Source organism: Paraconexibacter algicola, assembly GCF_003044185.1.
Taxonomy (GTDB): Bacteria; Actinomycetota; Thermoleophilia; order Solirubrobacterales; family Solirubrobacteraceae; genus Paraconexibacter; species Paraconexibacter algicola.
The window spans coordinates 1,565,046-1,583,171 of sequence record NZ_PYYB01000001.1; the positions used below are offsets into that span (position 1 = coordinate 1,565,046).

The 18,126-nt window shown below is 74.5% G+C and carries 17 protein-coding genes; 11 read left to right on the forward strand and 6 right to left on the reverse strand.

Annotated features, from left to right (window positions below):
* Positions 1-23: 23 nt before the first annotated feature.
* Complete coding sequence (locus tag C7Y72_RS07475; RefSeq protein WP_107568142.1) at positions 24-1,004, forward strand: GlxA family transcriptional regulator; 981 nt, start codon at positions 24-26, stop codon at positions 1,002-1,004.
* Positions 1,005-1,022: 18 nt separating this feature from the next.
* Positions 1,023-1,655 carry a DJ-1/PfpI family protein gene (locus tag C7Y72_RS07480; protein WP_107568143.1) on the forward strand — a complete coding sequence of 211 codons (633 nt, stop codon included), beginning with the start codon at positions 1,023-1,025 and terminating at the stop codon, positions 1,653-1,655.
* A 15-nt stretch (positions 1,656-1,670) separates the two neighbouring features.
* Here C7Y72_RS07480 and C7Y72_RS07485 read toward each other — a convergent pair whose 3' ends face one another.
* Both C7Y72_RS07485 and C7Y72_RS07490 read right to left on the reverse strand, forming a co-directional pair.
* Complete coding sequence (locus C7Y72_RS07485; RefSeq protein ID WP_146175290.1) at positions 1,671-2,819, reverse strand: hypothetical protein; 1,149 nt, start codon at positions 2,817-2,819, stop codon at positions 1,671-1,673.
* Between the two features lie 113 nt (positions 2,820-2,932).
* The gene (locus C7Y72_RS07490; protein WP_146175291.1) at positions 2,933-3,697 is read right to left on the reverse strand and encodes a hypothetical protein; all 765 of its coding nucleotides are present in this window, start codon (positions 3,695-3,697) and stop codon (positions 2,933-2,935) included.
* Between the two features lie 166 nt (positions 3,698-3,863).
* On the opposite strand from C7Y72_RS07490, the gene C7Y72_RS07495 reads away from it, so the two are divergent.
* Entirely contained in the window at positions 3,864-5,831 is a 1,968-nt protein-coding gene (locus C7Y72_RS07495) for an acetoacetate--CoA ligase (protein ID WP_107568146.1), read from the forward strand.
* 8 nt (positions 5,832-5,839) lie between these two features.
* On the opposite strand, the gene C7Y72_RS07500 is transcribed toward C7Y72_RS07495, so the two are convergent.
* On the reverse strand, positions 5,840-7,228 hold the full coding sequence (locus C7Y72_RS07500) for a phenylacetate--CoA ligase family protein (protein WP_107568147.1): 1,389 nt from the start codon (positions 7,226-7,228) through the stop codon (positions 5,840-5,842).
* The gene (locus tag C7Y72_RS07505; protein ID WP_146175292.1) at positions 7,225-7,827 is read right to left on the reverse strand and encodes a TetR/AcrR family transcriptional regulator; all 603 of its coding nucleotides are present in this window, start codon (positions 7,825-7,827) and stop codon (positions 7,225-7,227) included. The genes C7Y72_RS07500 and C7Y72_RS07505 overlap by 4 nt, the downstream gene beginning before the upstream one ends.
* Positions 7,828-7,935: 108 nt before the next feature.
* Here C7Y72_RS07505 and C7Y72_RS07510 point away from each other — a divergent pair, with 108 nt between their 5' ends.
* From C7Y72_RS07510 to C7Y72_RS07545, 8 genes are read left to right on the forward strand one after another with little or no spacing between them, the layout of a single operon-like run.
* A complete protein-coding gene (locus C7Y72_RS07510; RefSeq protein WP_107568149.1) occupies positions 7,936-9,108 on the forward strand; it encodes an acyl-CoA dehydrogenase family protein in 1,173 nt (390 codons plus the stop codon).
* A gap of 12 nt (positions 9,109-9,120) precedes the next feature.
* Positions 9,121-9,858 carry an SDR family oxidoreductase gene (locus C7Y72_RS07515; RefSeq protein ID WP_107568150.1) on the forward strand — a complete coding sequence of 246 codons (738 nt, stop codon included), beginning with the start codon at positions 9,121-9,123 and terminating at the stop codon, positions 9,856-9,858.
* Positions 9,859-9,860: 2 nt separating this feature from the next.
* Positions 9,861-11,063 (forward strand): thiolase family protein, encoded by a 1,203-nt coding sequence (locus tag C7Y72_RS07520; protein ID WP_107568151.1) that lies wholly within the window; start codon positions 9,861-9,863, stop codon positions 11,061-11,063.
* A complete protein-coding gene (locus C7Y72_RS07525; RefSeq protein WP_107568152.1) occupies positions 11,063-12,220 on the forward strand; it encodes an acetyl-CoA hydrolase/transferase family protein in 1,158 nt (385 codons plus the stop codon). The genes C7Y72_RS07520 and C7Y72_RS07525 overlap by 1 nt, the downstream gene beginning before the upstream one ends.
* Positions 12,217-13,149 (forward strand): LLM class flavin-dependent oxidoreductase, encoded by a 933-nt coding sequence (locus C7Y72_RS07530; RefSeq protein WP_107568153.1) that lies wholly within the window; start codon positions 12,217-12,219, stop codon positions 13,147-13,149. Before C7Y72_RS07525 ends, C7Y72_RS07530 begins: the two co-directional genes overlap by 4 nt.
* Positions 13,146-14,321, forward strand: a complete 1,176-nt coding sequence (locus C7Y72_RS07535; RefSeq protein WP_107568154.1) for an acyl-CoA dehydrogenase family protein — start codon at positions 13,146-13,148, stop codon at positions 14,319-14,321. The genes C7Y72_RS07530 and C7Y72_RS07535 overlap by 4 nt, the downstream gene beginning before the upstream one ends.
* Positions 14,322-14,362: 41 nt before the next feature.
* Complete coding sequence (locus C7Y72_RS07540) at positions 14,363-15,532, forward strand: alpha/beta hydrolase family protein (RefSeq protein WP_107568155.1); 1,170 nt, start codon at positions 14,363-14,365, stop codon at positions 15,530-15,532.
* A 40-nt stretch (positions 15,533-15,572) separates the two neighbouring features.
* Positions 15,573-16,040: a YtoQ family protein gene (locus tag C7Y72_RS07545; RefSeq protein ID WP_107568156.1), complete on the forward strand. Its 468-nt coding sequence runs from the start codon at positions 15,573-15,575 to the stop codon at positions 16,038-16,040.
* On the opposite strand, the gene C7Y72_RS07550 is transcribed toward C7Y72_RS07545, so the two are convergent.
* Positions 16,037-16,537 (reverse strand): MarR family winged helix-turn-helix transcriptional regulator, encoded by a 501-nt coding sequence (locus C7Y72_RS07550; RefSeq protein ID WP_107568157.1) that lies wholly within the window; start codon positions 16,535-16,537, stop codon positions 16,037-16,039. The genes C7Y72_RS07545 and C7Y72_RS07550 overlap by 4 nt on opposite strands.
* Positions 16,527-18,110: a class I adenylate-forming enzyme family protein gene (locus C7Y72_RS07555; protein ID WP_158276708.1), complete on the reverse strand. Its 1,584-nt coding sequence runs from the start codon at positions 18,108-18,110 to the stop codon at positions 16,527-16,529. The genes C7Y72_RS07550 and C7Y72_RS07555 overlap by 11 nt, the downstream gene beginning before the upstream one ends.
* Positions 18,111-18,126 lie beyond the last annotated feature (16 nt).

Consider the following 18,126-nt stretch of genomic DNA (forward strand, 5'->3'; position numbering starts at 1 on the left):
CGGGCGGGCGGCAGCATGCGCCCATGCCGTCCGCCCGCCGCATCGTCGTCGTCGCCTTCGAGGGGGCGCAGGCGCTCGACTTCACCGGTCCGCACGAGGTGTTCGCGATCGCCGACCGCCTCGGCGGCGGCGGGCGGTACGCCCTGCGGCTCGTCTCGCCCGACGGCGCGCCGCTGCGGTGCAGCAGCGGACTGCGCGTCGTCCCCGACGGGGCGGCCCGCGACGTCCGCGGACCGCTCGACACGCTCGTCGTGGCGGGCGGCGACGGCACGCGCGCGGCGCTGCGCGACGAGCCCTTCGTCGCCACCCTGGGCCGCCTGTCGGCCCGGGCGCGACGGACCTGCTCGGTCTGCTCCGGCGCGTTCCTCCTGGCCGCCGCCGGACTGCTCGACGGCCGCCGGGCGGCGACGCACTGGAGCCGCGCCGGGGAGCTCCAGCGCCGCCACCCCGCGGTCCGCGTGGACCCGGACCCGCTCTACGTGCGCGACGGCGACGTCTGGACGAGCGCCGGGATCACGGCGGGGATGGACCTCGCGCTCGCGCTGGTCGAGGACGATCACGGCCGCGAGGCGGCGCTCGACGTCGCGCGCTGGCTGGTGCTCCACACGGCGCGCGCGGGCGGCCAGGCGCAGTTCTCGGTGCCGCTGGCCTTCCAGGCGGCCGAGCACGCGCCGGTGCGCGACGCGCAGGAGGCGGTCCGCGCGGACCCGGGCGCGCCGCACACGGTCGAGGCGCTGGCGGCGCGGGCGGGCATGCCGGCCCGGAGCTTCTCGCGGGCGTTCAAGCGCGAGACCGGCATGACGCCCGCCGCGTTCGTGGAGCAGGTCCGCGTCGAGCGGGCCCGCGAGCTGCTGCAGGCCGGCCGGGCGACGACCGAGGAGGTCGCGGCCGCCTGTGGCTTCGGCACCGTCGAGACCTTCCGGCGGGCCTTCCGCCGGCGCCTGGGCACGAGCCCCGGCGCGTACCGCGACCGCTTCCGCGCGACGCTGCGGTCGGCCGCCTGACCCCGAGGAGCAACGGCCATGGACGTCGTCATCCCGCTGTACGACCGCTTCACGATGCTCGACGCGGTCGGGCCCTACCAGGTGCTCGCCGCCGTGCCGGGCACGCGCATCCACTGGCTGGCCGAGCAGGCCGGGCCGGTCAAGGACGAGAGCGGCACCGCGGCGCTGGTCGCCGACGGCGCGTGGGAGGACGTCCCGCGCCCGGACGTGGTCGTCGTCCCCGGCGGGTTCGGGACCCGCGCGCTGCTGCGCGACGAGCGGGCCCTGTCGTGGCTGCGTGGCGTCCACGAGCACACGCGGTTCACGACGTCGGTGTGCACCGGCTCGCTGTGGCTGGCGGCCGCCGGGATACTCGACGGGCTCGAGGCGACCGGGCACTGGGCGGCGATGGACCAGCTCGCCGAGCTCGGGGCGCGCCCGACCGGCCGGCGCGTGGTCGAGCAGGGGAAGGTCATCACCGCCGCGGGGGTCTCCTCGGGGATCGACATGGCCCTGACGCTCGTCGCGCGGCTCGTCGCGCCCGAGGCGGCGCAGGCGGTCCAGCTGGCGATCGAGTACGACCCGCAGCCGCCGTTCGACGCGGGCTCCCCGGAGAAGGCACCGCCGGAGATCGTCGCGCTGGTGCGCAGCGTGATGGACGCGCAGGGCTGACGCGGCGCGCCGCGGTCAGCGCGCGCCCGGGCCACGGCGTGCCTCGTCGTCGACCCAGGTGAGCACGGCGGCCGTGAGGGCGCGCGGCGAGGGGGCCGCCTCGCGCACGCGCGCGACGAGCTCCAGCGAGGCGGGGATCACGCGCCGGTCGGCGCGCAGCCCGGGTGCCAGCGCGGCGGCCTCGCGCGCACCGGGCGCGCGCCGGAGCGCGTGGAGCGCGCCGGCGGCGAGCCGGCGGACGCCGTCGGGGCCCGCGATCCCCTGCACCACCGCCGCCGAGGCGACGAGCAGCAGGGCGCGCACGGCCCGGCGGGCCGCGTCGTCGAACGGGACCGCCCCGAGGACGCCCGGGCCCAGCGCGCCGAGCGCGAGCGCCACGCCGAGGCCGGCGCCCAGCCGCATCGACCGCCGGCCCTCCCCGCGCGCGGCCGCGGTCCCGGCGGCGACCCCGGCGGTGACGACGGCGAGGACCGGCCAGGCCGGCGTGGCGAGCATCACGCACCAGGCCGCGACGACGACCCACACCAGCGCGACGAGCCGCCGCGCCGACCGCGCAGGGGCGGCGACCACCGACGGGATCCGCTCGGCCGCGCCGTCGACGGGGGCGGCATCGGCCAGCGCGCGACGGTAGACCGCGACCTGCACGGCGGAGAAGACGACGGCTCCGGCGAGGTTCGACAGCAGGCCGAGCACGAGTGCCGCTGTCGCCCCGGACGGCAGGAGCCCGCCGGTCAGCTCGACGACGCGGTCGTACGAGTCCACGTACGCGTCGATGCCGCCGACGATGACCGCGATGAAGAACGCGGTGAGGACCGCGTAGTGCGCCAGGCGGATCGCGAAGCACGCGGCGAGCAGCGCGGCCGTCCCCCGTCCGCGGGCGGCCATCGCCCCGAGCAGCGGGGCGCTCAGCGCCTGCGTCACGGGCCCGCTGATCCGCGCGGGTCCCATCACGGCGACGGTCTCGGTCATCACCGCCAGGGACGCGCCGTACCCGCCGCGGGCCCCGACCCGCGATCCGATCCGGGCGAGCGCCACACCGCCGGCGAGCGAGACCCAGAACGCGCCGACCGGCGTGATCCGCCCGGCGAGGAACGAGACGGTCCCGACGTGCGCGAGGCCCGCGACGTCGGGCGTCTCGGCGGCTGGGCGGGCGGTCGCGGACACGGTCACCTCCACGCTACGGACGCGGACCGCTGTGAGCGCGCCGAGTGGACGCCAGGTCCTTCCGCGAAGGATGTCGTGTCCACGCGGTCGGTGGATCGGGCAGGCGTCGCGGGTCAGGCGGTTGCTCCCTGCCGCCGTGACGTCCGCGGGACTGCGGGCAGGCCAGGGTACGCCTCGGGCGGACCGCCGGGGAGCCCGCCGCTGGCGGCGACCGGGCGCAGGTGGACGAAGCAGCGTCGGCGGTGCCAGGTGTTCGCCTGCGATCCGCGCATCGCGTCGGCGTGACCGCCGGGTCGGTAGGCGTACTCGCGCATGGCGCCGGCGGTCGACCAGCACGACAGCGACGTGGCCTCGAGCAGCGAGCCGCGCATGAGCGCGGTCGTCGCGACCAGCGCCTCGCGGTCACGCGCGTGCGCGACAGCGCGCCTGTTGGCCTGCGAGAAGGGGACGACGGCGCTCGGGCGCAGGAGCGCGTGGACGAGCGCGATCGCCGGCTCGTCGTCGCGGGCCGGCGCTCCGCCGGCCACGGGCCGCCACCCGTGCCAGTCCTGCTCGCGGACGCGCCGGACCTCGGCGTCCGCGCTGAAGCGCCGCTCCGGCGCGACGGCCAGCCCCGCCCCGTGGCGCTGCCACGCCTCTGCAGCCGCGGCGGGGTCGTCCCATCCGAGGACGACGCCGCGACCTCCGGGCACGAGGAGTGGCAACCCGCTGCCCCGCGTGCCGCGGTTGCAGCGGACGACGACGCCGCCCCGCAGTCCCGGTGGTCGGGCGGCGAGCATTGCACGGGCCGCGGCGTGCCACCGGCGGGCGGCGAGCGGTGCGAGATGGACGATGTCGAGCGTGACGTGCTCTGGGACGTCACCAGATTGAAATACCATTAGTATTAAGATACCAACGGTAGGTAAAGCCGTCGACGCCGTTCACGTTGAGGTCGAGCGGTGCGCGCGCGGACGCTCGTGCTTGGTGGAACGCGCCCACGACGGGGGATCCGGTTGGCCCGTCGGTGGGACGTCGCCCTGCCGGTCCCGGGGTAGCGTCGACGCCATGCCCGACGCCCCGCTCTGGTCCCCCGCCGACGACCTCCTGCGCGACAGCGAGATGGCCCGCCTGTGCGACGAGCTCGGGCTCGCCGACGCGGCCGCGCTGCACGCCTGGTCGGTCGCGGACGTCGGGCGGTTCTGGCGCACCGCCGTGTGGGACCGGTTCGACGTCCTGCACGACGGTCCGGCCGAGCCGGCGCTCGCCGACGCCCGGATGCCCGGCGCGGTCTGGTTCCCGCACGCGCGGCTGTCGTTCCCCGAGCACGTGTTCCGCGGCAAGGACGACGAGGCGCTCGCGCTCCAGGCGGCGGGCGAGGTGCGCGACGGGATCGACGTCTGGACGTGGGGTCGGCTGCGCGCCGAGACCGCCCGCATCCGCGCCGGCCTGCGCGCGATGGGCGTCATGCAGGGCGACCGCGTCGTCGGCTACCTGCCGCACGTCCCCGAGACGGTCGCCGCGTTCCTGGCCACCGCCTCGCTCGGCGCGACCTGGTCGTGCTGCTCGCCGGACTTCGGCAGCCGCACGGTCGTCGACCGCTTCGCGCAGATCGAGCCGACGGTCCTGCTCGCCGTCGACGGCTACGCGTACGGCGGTCGGCGGTTCGACCGTCGCGGGGTCGTCGCCGAGCTCGAGGCGGCACTCCCGTCGCTGCGCCGCACGGTGCGGCTCGGCTACCTCGACCCGGCCGCCGGGGACTGGTCCTCCGCGTTCCCCGAGACCGACGAGCCGCTCGCGTTCGCGCGCGTGCCGTTCGACCACCCGCTGTGGATCCTCTACTCCTCCGGGACGACCGGCCTGCCGAAGGCGATCGTGCACGGCCACGGCGGGATCGTGCTCGAGCACCTGAAGACCTGGCGACTGCAGCACGACACCCGCCCCGACGACCGGGTCCTGTGGTTCACCACGACCGGCTGGGTGATGTGGAACTACCTCGTCGCCGGACTGATGACCGACGCGTCGATCGTGCTGTTCGACGGCAACCCCGGCTACCCGTCGATGGACGTGCTGTGGCAGCTGTGCGCGGACGCCGGCGTGACCGTGTTCGGCACCGGCGCCGCCTACCTGCACGGCTGCCTGAAGGCGGGGACGAAGCCGCGGGACGGTCGCGCCCTGCGGATCCGCGCGGTCGGCTCGACCGGCTCGCCGCTCTCGCCCGAGGGCTTCCGCTGGGTCTACGACGAGGTCGGGCCGGACACGTGGCTGTTCAGCGCCAGCGGCGGCACCGACATCGCGGGCGCGTTCGTCGGCGCGAATCCGCTGGTGCCCGTGTACGAGGGGGAGCTGCAGGCCCCGGGGCTCGGGGTCGACCTGCAGGCGTGGGACGACGACGGCCGGCCGGTCGCCACGGGGGAGGTCGGGGAGCTCGTCGTCACGCAGCCGATGCCGTCGATGCCGGTCGGCTTCTGGAACGACCCGGACGGCGCGCGCTACCGCGACGCGTACTTCGCCCACTACGACGTCGAGGAGGGCCGCGGACCGGTCTGGCGCCACGGCGACTGGATCTCGCTGACCGCGCACGGCGGCGCGGTGATCCACGGCCGCAGCGACTCGACGATCAACCGCGGCGGGATCCGGATGGGCACCGCGGAGATCTACGCGGCGGTCCTGGCGCTGGACGAGATCGTCGACGCGATGGTCGTGGACGTGCCGCCGACCGACGGGTCCGGCGAGGCGTGGATGCCGCTGTTCGTCGTGCTCGCCGAGGGGGCGCAGCTGACCGACGAGCTGCGCGACGCGCTCGTGCGCCGCGTCCGCGCCGACTGCTCCCCGCGCCACGTGCCCGACGAGGTGCACGTCGTCGCGCAGGTGCCGCGCACGCTCACCGGCAAGGTGCTCGAGGTCCCGGTCAAGCGGCTGCTGATGGGCCACGACCCGGAGCGGGCGGCGAGCCGCGACGCGCTGGCCAACCCGGAGGCGTTCCAGTGGTTCGTGGACTTCGCGCGCGAGCGGGCGGGGGCGCCGAGCGCCTGAACGATCGCTCAGGCGGCGAGTGGCACGAAGCGTCGGACCTTGCCCGTCACGGGGTGCCGCGCGATCGTCTCGACCGACCGGATCTCCGCGGTCCGCGCGGGCGCCCCGGCCCCGGCAAGGGCGGCGGAGAGTCGGTCCGCCAGCGCGTCCCCGTCGATGTCGCCCGAGGGGGCGACGACGTCGACCACGACCCCGTCGGGGTGCTGGTGCACCTGGTACTCGACGATGCCGGGCTCGGTCACCAGGACGGAGCGAAAGGCCAGCGGGTGGATCTCGACGTCGCCCCAGCGCAGATGCTCGTCGTCCCGACCATGCACCGCGACACGGAGGTGGCCGTGGTCCGGGGCGGCGGGCAGCGCGAGCAGTCTGTCGGTCAGCTCGTAGCGGATCAGCGGCTGCGCCCGGTTGCGCAAGGTCGTGACCAGGACCCGCGCGCTCGGGGTCCCGGGTTCGACCGGTGTGCCGTCGGCGCCGACGAGCTCGACGATGCAACCGTCCTCGGCGAGCACGATCGCCTCGTCGTCGGGCGCCGACATCCCCTGGAGGCCCTCGGTCGTGGCGTACCCGTTGACCAGCGGCACGCCGAAGCCCGCGGAGATGCGGGTGCGGGCATCCGGTCCGAGCGGCTCGCTCGTCGCGGTGACCGCGAGCGGGGTGATCTCCAGCCGGCCGGCGGCCCGCTCGTCGGCGAGCCGGGCGAGGATGCTCGGGTACCCGGCGAGCAGCGGCGGAGCGAGGGCGTTCAGGCGGGCGACGATGTCGGCGATCGGCGCGGTCGCCGGGACGACGGTGTAGCGCAGGCCGAGCCGCCCGCCCTCCGAGAGCGGCTCGGTGACCCCGGTCATGTGCACGGCGCTGCCCGCCCCGACGTACGCGACCGCCACGCCGTCGGGCGGCAGGTCGCCGAAGCTCAGCAGGCGGGCGAGCAGGTTGCGGGAGAAGGCGCCGACGAACTGCGCGAGCGCCGGGAGGTCGTAGACGAACATGCCGCGCACGCCGGAGCTGCCGCCGGAGGTGAAGGCGAGGTGGTCACCGGTGAGGGGAACCGGCGTGCCGTTCGTCGCGGCAAGGGCGGCCTCGACGCGGGCACGGTCGATCCCGGGGACGGTGAGGACGTCGTCGAAGTGCTCCATGAGGTCCGTCTTCGTCATGACGGGCAGGTCGCGCAGGTCGGTCGGGTCGAGCGTCGTCAGGTCGATTCCGGCGAGCCGCCGGGCGTGGAACGCGGAGTGCTCGACGGCATGGGCGACCAGGTCCGCGAGCGCGGCGCGCTGGTGGGCGATGAGACGGTCGCGGGACCAGGTGCGGCGCTCGAGGTGCTCCGGACGCTCGGCCAGGACGAGGTCCTCCAGTCGCGAGCGAAACGCGCTGAACGGGGCGTGCGGGGTGGTGCTCACGGGGTGCTCTCCGGGGCCAGGAGGTGGTCGAGGATGGTCAGCACGTCACGGTCGGGCAGGGCGCCCGCGTCGGCCGCGCGCTCGAGCGTCATGCCCAGGTCCAGGGCGAAGAGGAAGGTCGCGAAGGTTCGTGCGCCGACGGGCAGGAGATCGGGACCCGCGGCGTCCTCCACGGCGCTCGTGAGGGCGTCGAGGGCGCGCTCGTGCACGCGCGCGTAGCGCGCGGCGACGTCCGGCTCGCGGGCGGCGGCCAGCCGGAACTCGATCGTCAGCCGCATCCACGCGGTGTCCTGCGCGCTCCGCCGCCGGTTGGCGCGTACGAGGGCGCGCAGCGCGTCCGGCCCCGGGCCGGTGCGACGGGTGGATCGGGCGTTGTCGCGCGCGCGGTCCTCGATCCGGCGCTCCAGGAGCGTGAGCAGCAGGTCGGCCTTGCTCGCGAACTGGGAGTAGACGACGCCCTTGGAGAAGCCGGCCTCGCGGGCGATGGCGTCGAGCGTGGCGCCGGCGTAGCCGCGCTCGACGAACACCGTTCGGGCGGTCTCCAGGAGGGCCTCGCGGTTGCGGTCGGTCTGCTCGGCGCGGGTCAGTCGGGTCGGCACGCCCGCATTGATATACCGCCGGTATTTGAAAGTCAATGGTATCCGGCGCGACCGGAGAGCCTCCGCTATGCTCCCTAACGATCGTTAAGGAGCGGAGGAGCGAGAGCCGTGGACTTCACCCCCACGCAGGACCAGCAGACGATTCGCCGTGCGGTGGCCGACCTGGCCGCGCAGTTCGACGACGAGTACTGGCTCGAGAAGGACAGCCGGCACGAGTTCCCGCACGAGTTCTACGACGCGTTCGCGCGTGACGGGTGGCTGGGGATCTGCGTGCCGGAGGAGCACGGCGGCAGCGGCCTGGGGATCACCGAGGCGTCGATCATGCTCGAAGAGATCGCGGCGTCCGGTGGCGGGATGAACGCGGCCTCGTCGCTGCACGGGATGATCTTCGGGATGCATCCCGTGATCAAGCACGGGTCGCCGGAGATGAAGGCGCGGCTGCTGCCGAAGATCGTCAGCGGCGAGATGCACGTCTGCTTCGGCGTGACCGAGCCGGACGCCGGGCTGGACACGACCGCGACGAAGACGTTCGCGAAGCGCAACGAGGCGGGCACGCACTACACGTGCAACGGGCGCAAGGTCTGGATCTCCAAGGCGCTGCACTCCGAGAAGGTGCTGCTGCTGACGCGCACGACGAAGCTCGAGGACTGCGCGAAGAAGACCGACGGCATGTCGCTGTTCCTCACCGACGTGCAGTCGCCGAACATCGAGATCCGGCCGATCCCGAAGATGGGCCGTGAGGCGGTCGACTCCAACGAGGTGTACATCGACGACCTGCAGATCCCCGTCGAGGATCTCGTCGGCGAGGAGGGCCAGGGCTTCAAGTACCTGCTGGACGGGCTGAACCCGGAGCGGATCCTGATCGCCGCCGAGGCGCTCGGGCTGGGGCGCGCGGCGCTGCGGCGGGCGGTGCAGTACGCCAACGAGCGCGTGGTGTTCGGCCGGCCGATCGGCAAGAACCAGGGCATCCAGTTCCCGCTGGCCGACTCGCGGATGCGGCTGGACGCCGCCGAGCTCGTGCTGCGCAAGGCCTCCTGGAAGTACGACGCGGGGGAGAGCGCGGGCCTGGAGGCCAACGCGGCGAAGTACCTGTGCAGCGAGGCGGGGACGGAGGCGTGCGACCGCGCGATCCAGACCCACGGCGGCTTCGGCTACGCCCGCGAGTACCACGTGGAGCGCTACTACAAGGAGGCGCGGCTGCTGAAGCTCGCGCCGCTGCCGCAGGAGATGGTCCTCAACTACGTGGGCGAGCACGTGCTCGGCCTGCCGCGAAGCTACTAGGGAGCGCTGGACGTGCGTGGACTGGACGGGCGGATCGCCCTGGTGACGGGTGCGGGTGCGGGCGTGGGCGAGGCCGTCGCCCGCCGGCTCGCGGAGGAAGGCGCGCGCGTCGTGCTCGCCGATCGCGACGGGGAGGCCGCGGCGCGCGTCGCCGCGACGCTCCCGGGCGACGCGCTCGGCGTCGCCTGCGACGTGGCGTCACCCGACGACGTCACGCGGGCGGTGGAGACCGCGGCGGGCCTCACGGGCACGATCAACGTCGTCGTCTGCATCGCGGGCAACTCGCGCCCGGCGATGCTGAAGAACCTCGACGAGGAGACCTTCGGGTCGGTCCTCGACGTGCACCTCGGCGGCACCTACCGCACGGTCCGCACCGCGCTGGCGTACCTGCCCGACGACGGCACCGGCCGGATCATCACGACGACGAGCGCCGCGGGCCAGACCGGCACGATCGGCCAGGCCAACTACGCGGCGGCGAAGGCCGGGATCATCGGCTTCACGAAGTCCTGCGCCAAGGAGCTCGCGCGCCGGTCGATCACCGCCAACGCCGTCGCGCCCCTGGCGGCGACCGCGATGACCGAGAAGGTCCGCACCGACGAGAAGCTGGCCAGGCTCACGCTCGCCCGGATCCCGCTCGGGCGGTTCGCCGAGCCGTCCGAGGTGGCGGGGACGTTCGCGTTCCTCGCCTCCGACGACGCCGCGTACATGACCGGCCAGGTGCTGGCGGTCGACGGCGGGACGGTGATCTGACGATGGCCGCCACCACCGTCCGCTCTCCGCTCCTGGACGCCTCGCGCGAGGTCGTCATCGTCGACGCGGTCCGCACCGCGATCGGCCGGTCGCACCCCGAGAAGGGCGCCTTCCGCGACACGCACGCCGCCGACCTGCTCGAGGCCTGCCTCGTCGCGCTGGTCGATCGCAACGGCCTCGACCCCGCCGCGGTCGACGACGTGATCGCGGGCTGCACCGCCCCGTTCGGCGAGCAGTCCCGCAACATCGCGCGCAACGCCTGGCTGCAGGCCGGCTATCCGCCGAGCGTGCCCGGCATCCAGATCGACCGGCGCTGCGGCAGCGCGCAGTCGGCGGTCTCCTACGCCACGGCGATGGTCGCCTCCGGCACCCACGAGCTGGTCATCGCGTCCGGCGTCGAGCACATGCAGCACGTGCCGATGCCGTCGGTCGCGGAGACCGAGAAGCTCTACGGCGCCGCGTGGACCGAGAAGCTCACGTCGCGCTACGACGTGCAGGGCCAGGGCTGGAGCGCCGAGGAGATCGCGGTGCGGTGGGACATCTCCCGCGAGGAGATGGACGCACTCGCGGTCGAGTCCCACGCGCGCGCGGTCCGCGCGACCGACGAGGGACGGTTCGCGGACGAGATCGTCCCGCTGACCACGCCGCACGGCGTCGTCGACGTCGACCAGGGGATGCGCCCGGGGACGTCGATGGAGTCCCTCGCCGGGCTGAAGACGCCCTTCCGCCCCGAGGGCGGACGCGTGACCGCGGGCACCTCGTCGCAGATCTCCGACGGGGCCGCGGCGGTGCTGCTCGCCTCGCGGGCGACCGCGGAGCGCCTCGGCCTGCGCGTGCGCGCACGGGTGATCGACCACGTCACCGTCGGCGTCGACCCGGTGCTCATGCTCACCGGCCCGATCCCGGCGACGCAGAAGCTCCTCGCGCGCACCGGGCTGACCGTCGACGACATCGACCTGTTCGAGTGCAACGAGGCGTTCGCCTCGGTCGTCCTCGCGTGGGCGAAGGAGCTCGCGCCCGACATGCGCAAGGTGAACGTCAACGGCGGGGCGATGGCGCTCGGCCACCCGGTCGGCACCACCGGTGCCCGGCTGTTCGCCACGATCCTCAACGAGCTCGAGCGCACCGGCGGCGAGCTCGGGCTCACCACGATGTGCTGCGGCGGCGGGCAGGGCGTCGGGTCGATCATCCAGCGACTGCCCTGATGGCCGGCGACCTCGACCTCACCCGCTGGCTGCGGCCCGGCGACGGGGTCGTGGTCGGCAACCTGTCCGCGGAGCCCTTGCCGCTGGTGCGCGCGCTCTGGCGGTCCGGTGTCCCGGACCTCGAGGTGTTCCTCGGCATGTCCCTGCACGACCACGCGGCCGACGTCCCGGACGGGATCCGCGTGCGCTCCTACGGGGGCCTCGGGCGCACCGGCCGGATCCCGGGGCTCGAGGTCGTCCCCACGAACTACTCGGCGCTCCCGCGCGCGTTCGCCGAGGGCCTGGTCCGCGCCGACGTCGTGCTCCTGCAGGTCACCCCGCCCGACGCCGACGGGCGCTGCGCGCTCGGCGTCGCGGCCGACTACCTGCCGGACGCGATCGCGCACGCCCGCGTGGTGATCGCGCAGGTCAACGCCCGCCTGCCGCGCGTCGGCGGCGCCACGATCCCCTTCGACGCGATCACCCACGCGATCGAGCTCGACGAGCCCGTGCACGAGCTGCACGTCCCGGCGCCCGGCGAGGTCGAGCGCGCGATCGCCGCGCACGTCGCCCCGCTCGTGCGCGACGGCGACACGCTCCAGATGGGGATCGGAGCGCTCCCCGACGCGATCCTCGCCGCACTCCACGACCGCGCGGACCTCGGCGTGCACAGCGGCATGATCACCGACGGGGTGCTCGACCTGCTCGAGGCCGGCGTCGTCACGGGTGCGCGCAAGCCGACGGACACCGGCCTCACGGTGACCGGCGCGCTCGTCGGCACCCGGCGGCTGTTCGACGCGGTCGACGGGCGCGACGACGTCGTCCTGCGGACCGTCAGCGCGACCCACTCGGCGGCGCGACTGGGCGCGGTCGGTCGGCTCGTCGCGCTCAACGGCGCGCTCGAGGTGGACCTCGACGGCAACGCCGGCTGCGAGTCGATCGACGGCCGGCCGATCGGGGCGATCGGCGGCCAGGGCGACTTCCTCCGCGCCGCCGTCGCCAGCGGCGGCGTCGGCGTCGTCGCGCTCCCCGCCGCCCGGATCGTCGAGCGGCTCCACGGCCCCGTGAGCACCACGCGGGCGGACCTCGACGTCGTCGTGACCGAACACGGTGTCGCGCACCTGCGCGGCCACACCCCGACCGCGCGCCGACGCGCGCTGCAGGAGATCAGCGGATGACGAGCACCGACGCGACCCGCCCACCCTGGGCCGGGATCGGCCTGGCCCTGCCCACCATCGACGCGTTCGGCAACGGCACCCCGGTCGTCGAGGCCGCCCGCGCCGCGGAGGCCGCGGGCCTCGACCACGTCTGGGTGCCCGACCACCTGCTCTTCCACCGGCCGGTGCTCGAGGCGATGACCGTCCTGACGACGGCGGCCGCGGTCACCGAGCGGATCACGGTCGGCACCGCGATCCTCAACCCGACGCTGCGCCCGGTCACGCTGCTCGCCAAGCAGCTGGCCACGGTGCTGGCGCTCGCGCCCGACCGGCTGCTGCTCGGCGTCGGCCTCGGCGGCGAGTACGAGCCCGAGTTCCGCGCGGTCGGCATCGACCGCAAGGAGCGCGGCCGCCGGCTCGACGCGGCGCTGGACCTGCTGCCGCGCCTGCTGTCCGGCGAGGCGGTGAAGGCCGACGGGATCCTGCCGGTCGACTGCGACGGCCTCGCCCCCGTCCCCGCCTCCGGGATGCCGCCCGTGCTGGTCGGCGGCCGCTCCGAGGCGGCGCTGCGGCGCGCCGCGCGCGTCGGCGACGCCTACTTCCCGATGTGGATGGACCCCGCCGACGTCGCGACCGCGCGCGACCGGCTGGCCGAGCTCGCGGCCGAGCACGGCCGCCCCGCCCCGGGGGTCTGCCTCGTCGCGTTCGTGAACGTCTGCGAGGACCCGGCGGTCGGCGCCGAGCAGGCCGCCGAGCACATCCGGCGCCAGTACGGCATGCCGTTCCACCTCGTCGAGCAGTGGGCGCTGATCGGCAGCGTGTCGCAGATCGCGCAGCGCGTGCAGGAGTACCGCGACGCCGGCGTCGACGGCTTCTCGCTCTCGCCCGCACACCCCCATCCCCTGACCCAGATCGACGGTGTCGCCGCCGTCCGGGAGGCCCTCGCATGAAGCGCTCCGTCTACACCGCCGACCACGACGACCTGCGCGAGAGCTTCGGGCGCTTCCTCGACGCCGAGGTCGTCCCCCACTACGACACGTGGGAGCGCGAGGGCCGCGTGCCGCGCGAGGTGCTCCGGCGCGTCGGCGAGCTCGGCTTCTACGGCCTCGCCGTGCCGGAGGAGTTCGGGGGCGCGGGCGCGGACGACTTCCGATTCAACAGCGTCCTCAACGAGGAGGCGACCGTCCGCGGGCTGAACGCGTTCTCGCTGTGCATCACGATGCAGAACGACGTCGCGCTGCCGTACGTGCTGGAGCTGTGCAGCCCCGAGCAGCAGGCGCGGTGGCTGCCGGGCATCGTCTCCGGCGACCTCGTGTTGGGCATCGCGATGACCGAGCCGGGCACCGGCAGCGATCTCGCCGGAATGACGACGAAGGCGCGGATCGACCCGGACGACCCCGACCACTACGTCGTCGACGGGTCCAAGACGTTCATCACCAGCGGCCTCAACGCGGACCTCGTGATCACCGCCGTGCGCACCGGCACGACCGGCACGCACGCCGACATCAGCCTGCTGATGGTCGAGACCGGCGCGACGCCGGGGTTCAGCCGCGGGCGCAACCTCGAGAAGCTCGGCCAGCACGCGCAGGACACCGCCGAGCTGTTCTTCGACGGGGCCCGGGTGCCGCGCGAGAACCTCATCGGCGCCGAGGGCGACGGCTTCCGCCACCTCACGCACAACCTGCCGCAGGAGCGCCTGTCGATCGCGGTCGGCGCGGTCGGCGCCGCGCAGGGCGCGTTGGACCGCACGCTCGAGTACGTGCAGGACCGCACCGCGTTCGGCCGGCCGGTGGGCACGTTCCAGAACTCGCGCTTCACGCTCGCGCACTGCCGCACCGACCTCGACGTGACGCGCGCGTTCGTGGACCGCTGCCTGGAGGCGCACGTCGCCGGCGAGCTGACCGCCGTCGAGGCGGCGCAGGCGAAGTACTGGGCGTCGGAGATGCTCGGTCGCGTCACCGACGAGTGCCTGCAGCTGCACGGCGGCTACGGCTACATGACCGAGTACCCGATCTGCCGCGACTACGCCGACGCCCGCATCCTGCGGATCTACGGCGGCACGACCGAGATCATGAAGGAGATCATCGGCCGCGCGATGGGCCTGGGGGATCCGCGCCCCTGAGCGGCGGACACATACCGAACGCCTGCTAGGTTCCTCGCGCGATGAGCCCGACGGCCCCGACCCTCGAGACGCCGGACGGCGTCGTCGCCACCCACGGCCTGCCGGAGGTGTCCGAGCTCGACCTGCTGTCGCGGGCGCTTCACGCCGGCTCCGTCGTCAGCGACGTGGCCCTGCGGACCGCGGTCGCCACCGCGGTCACCGCGGCGTCGATCCCCGGCGGCGCGCTCACCTGGGGGCGCAAGGAGCGCGCGAACCTCGCGTTCCACGCCGAGCTCGCGCGCACCGCGACCGCCGAGGAGGTGTTCGTGCGGCCGCCGCGCGGCGTGCCGGTGGTCGAGCGGCTGAGCTCCAGCGGCCTGCCCGAGCTGCCCGGCGGGCGCGCGCGCAACCTCCAGTTCACGAGCCCGTACGTCGCGCGCAACCCGGCGATGCGCGCCGACTACGCCCGCCATCGGCGCAACGGCGTCGGCTGGGCGCAGCACTGGCGCCACGACGACGGCCCGCGCCCGACGCTCTGCGTCATCCACGGCTTTGGGGCAGCGCAGTACTGGTTCAACAGCGCGTTCTTCTCGCTGCCGCAGTTCTTCGCGCAGGGCTGGGACGTCCTGCTGTACACGCTGCCGTTCCACGGTCCGCGCGGGGCGACGCGCCGCAACCTCATCAACGGCTCCGAGGTCTTCAGCCACGGCTTCGCGACGTTCAACGAGGCGATGATCCACGCGGTCCACGACTTCCGGATCCTCGTCGACCACCTCGAGGCGCTCGGCGTGCCGCGGATCGCGCTCACCGGCCTGTCGCTGGGCGGCTACACGAGCGCGATGGTCGCGACGGTGGAGGACCGCCTCGACGCGGTGATCCCCAACGCGCCGGTGACGAACCTGCCGGTGCTGCTGCGCGAGTGGGTCCCCGCCGGGGTCGGGATCGGCCTGCTCGGCGCGCTGCACGGGGCGGGCCGCGAGCAGCTCGACGCGGCGCTGGCGGTCCACTCGCCGCTGAGCTACCCGCCGGTGATCCCGCGCGAGCGGCTGATGATCATCGGCGGTCTCGGCGACCGGCTCGCCCCGCCGCAGCAGAGCGTCGACCTGTGGGAGCACTGGGGCCACCCGCGCCTGCACTGGTACCGCGGCAGCCACGTCATGCACTTCAGCCGCGGCGCCTACCTCGACGAGATGCGCGAGCTGCTCGGCCCGCCGCTCTCCGTGGCGGCCTGAGCCGGGCGTGCGCGCACGGCCCACCGGGTAGGTCTGCGGCATGTCCTGGACGGTCTACCTCTCCGGCGAGATCCACACCGACTGGCGCGAGCGCATCGAGCGCGGCTGCGCCGACGCCGGCCTCGAGCTCACCTTCTACGGCCCGGTCACCGACCACGCCGCCTCCGACGACTGCGGTGTGGCGATCCTCGGGCCGGAGGGCAAGCCGTTCTGGAAGGACCACCTGGGCGCGGGCGTCAACGCGATCCGCACCCGCTCGCTGCTGGAGGCCTCCGACGTGGTCGTCGTCCGCTTCGGCGAGCAGTACCGGCAGTGGAACGCGGCGTTCGACGCCGGCTACGCGGCCGCGCTGGGCAAGCCGCTGATCACGCTGCACCCGGAGGAGCACGACCACGCGCTCAAGGAGGTCGACCGGGCGGCGCTCGTCGTCGCGCGGGAGCCCGAGCAGGTCGTGGACGTGCTGCGCTACGTCCTGGACGGGACGCTGCCGGCGCGGCCGCAGGCCTAGGTCAGGTCGCCGGTCGCCCGGCGCATCGCGCGCAGCGACCCGGTCAGCTCGCCGACGGTGGTGTCGTCGACCGGGCCGAGGCCGAACCCGGCGGCCGCCGCGTCCTTCGTCGCGCGCTTCAGCAGGGCGCGCCCGCTCCGGGTGAGGACGGCGAGCGTCGTGCGACGGTCGGTCGGGTGCGGCTCGCGCGTGACGAGCCCGCGCTGCTCGAACTGGTCGACGAGCTGGGTGATCGTCGTCTGGTGGACCATCAGGTAGCGGGACAGGTAGGAGAGCCGGCGGGCGCCGCCCGGTGACAGCTGCAGGGTGACGAGGACGAGGTACTGCGTCCGCGTCAGCTCGTGCGGGCGCAGCGCCGCCTCGAAGCCCTGGACGGCGACGGCGTGCGCGCGCATCAGGGAGGCGGCGGCGGCGAACCGCTCCGCCTCGGGGAGGCCCTGCTCCTCCCAGCGCTCGCGGACCCACTCGACGGGGTCGGGCTCGGGCTCACGCGCCATCGCGAGGGAAGATCGCCCGCAGGCGCTTCTTGTCGGCCTTGCCGGCGTCGGTCATGGGGAGCTCATCATCGCTCAGCCACCAGGCGCTCGGCACGCTGAACGACGCGAGCCGCTCGCGCGCGTACGCGGTGAGCGCCTCCACGTCGGCGGTCGCGCCCGGCCGCAGGCGCACGGCGGCGGCGACCTCCTCCCCGAGGTCGGGGTGCGGCAGGCCGACGACGGCGACGTCGGCGACGTCCGGGTGCTCGTGCAGGACGCTCTCCACGTGCGGGGCGGCGATGTTCTCCCCGCCGCGGATGACGATGTCCTTGGAGCGGCCGGTGATCGAGAGGCGCCCGTCGACGAGCCGTCCGAGGTCGCCGGTGTGCACGAAGTGGTCGGCGTCGATGATGCCGGCGGTCGCCTCGTCGTCCCGCCAGTAGCCGAGCATCTGCCCGGGGGTGCGGGCGAGGACCTCGCCGACCCCGTCGGCGTCCGGCTCGGCGATCACGAGCTCCACGAGCGGCAGCGGCGCGCCGGTCGTGCCGGGGTGCTCGGCCATCAGGCGACCGGACGCGGCGGCGAGCGTGCCGCTGGTCTCCGTCATCCCGTACACGTTGGTCACGCGCCGTCGCGTGTTCGGGAACGCCTGCTGGATCCGCTCGAGCAGCTCGGGGGAGACCGGTGCCCCGCCGAGCGGCACCGACCGCATGCTCGACAGGTCGCGCTCGCCGATCGACGGATGCTCCAGGACGCGGATCGTCATCGTGGGGATCGCCCCCCACACCTCGACGCGGTGCTTCTCGATCACCTCGAGCACCTGGCCCGGGTCGAACCGGCCCTCCAGGAAGCAGAGCTTGCCGCCGCCGAGCAGCGCCAGGCCGAGCGCCTGCAGCCCCCCGATGTGGAAGAGGGGGCCGGTGAGCAGCGACACGAAGCCCGCGTCGTCGGGCAGGGTGTGCGGCAGCCGCCGAGACACGGCGAGCGACTGGTGCATCGTGGCGATCCAGGACCGGTGGGCGAGCGTGGCGCCCTTCGGCAGCCCGGTGGTGCCGGCGGTGAAGACGATCAGCGCCGGGTCGGTCTCGTCTCCCTCGAGGGCGAGCTCGCCGAGCGCGGCCGCCCCGCCCGTGGCGCCGTCGACGATCGGCCGCAGCGTCGCGACGTCGATCGTGGGCGTGCCGGCGGCGACCTTCTCGAGCCGGCGCGCGTCGCCGATCACGAGCGTCGGCTCGACCAGGCGCAGCGCGTGCTCGACCTCCTCCTCGCTCCACCAGCCGTTGCCGGGCGCGACGATCGCGCCGACGGCCAGCCCGGCCCACAGCGACACGACCCACTCGGGCGAGTTCGCGGCGAGGATCAGCACGCGGTCCCCCGGGCGCACGCCGTGGTCCTCGCGCAGGTGCCGGGCGACGGCGCCGATCGCGGCGAAGGTGTCGTCGAACGTCAGCTCCCGCTCGCCCTGCACGAGGTGGACCTTCCCGCCCCAGCGGGCGGCGTCGAGCAGCAGCTGCGGCAGCCGCCGACGGCGCTGCGCGTACACGAGGAACGGGTCCTCCCGGACGACCTCGTCGCCCCACTCGAAGCGGCTCATGGCAGAAAGTCTACAT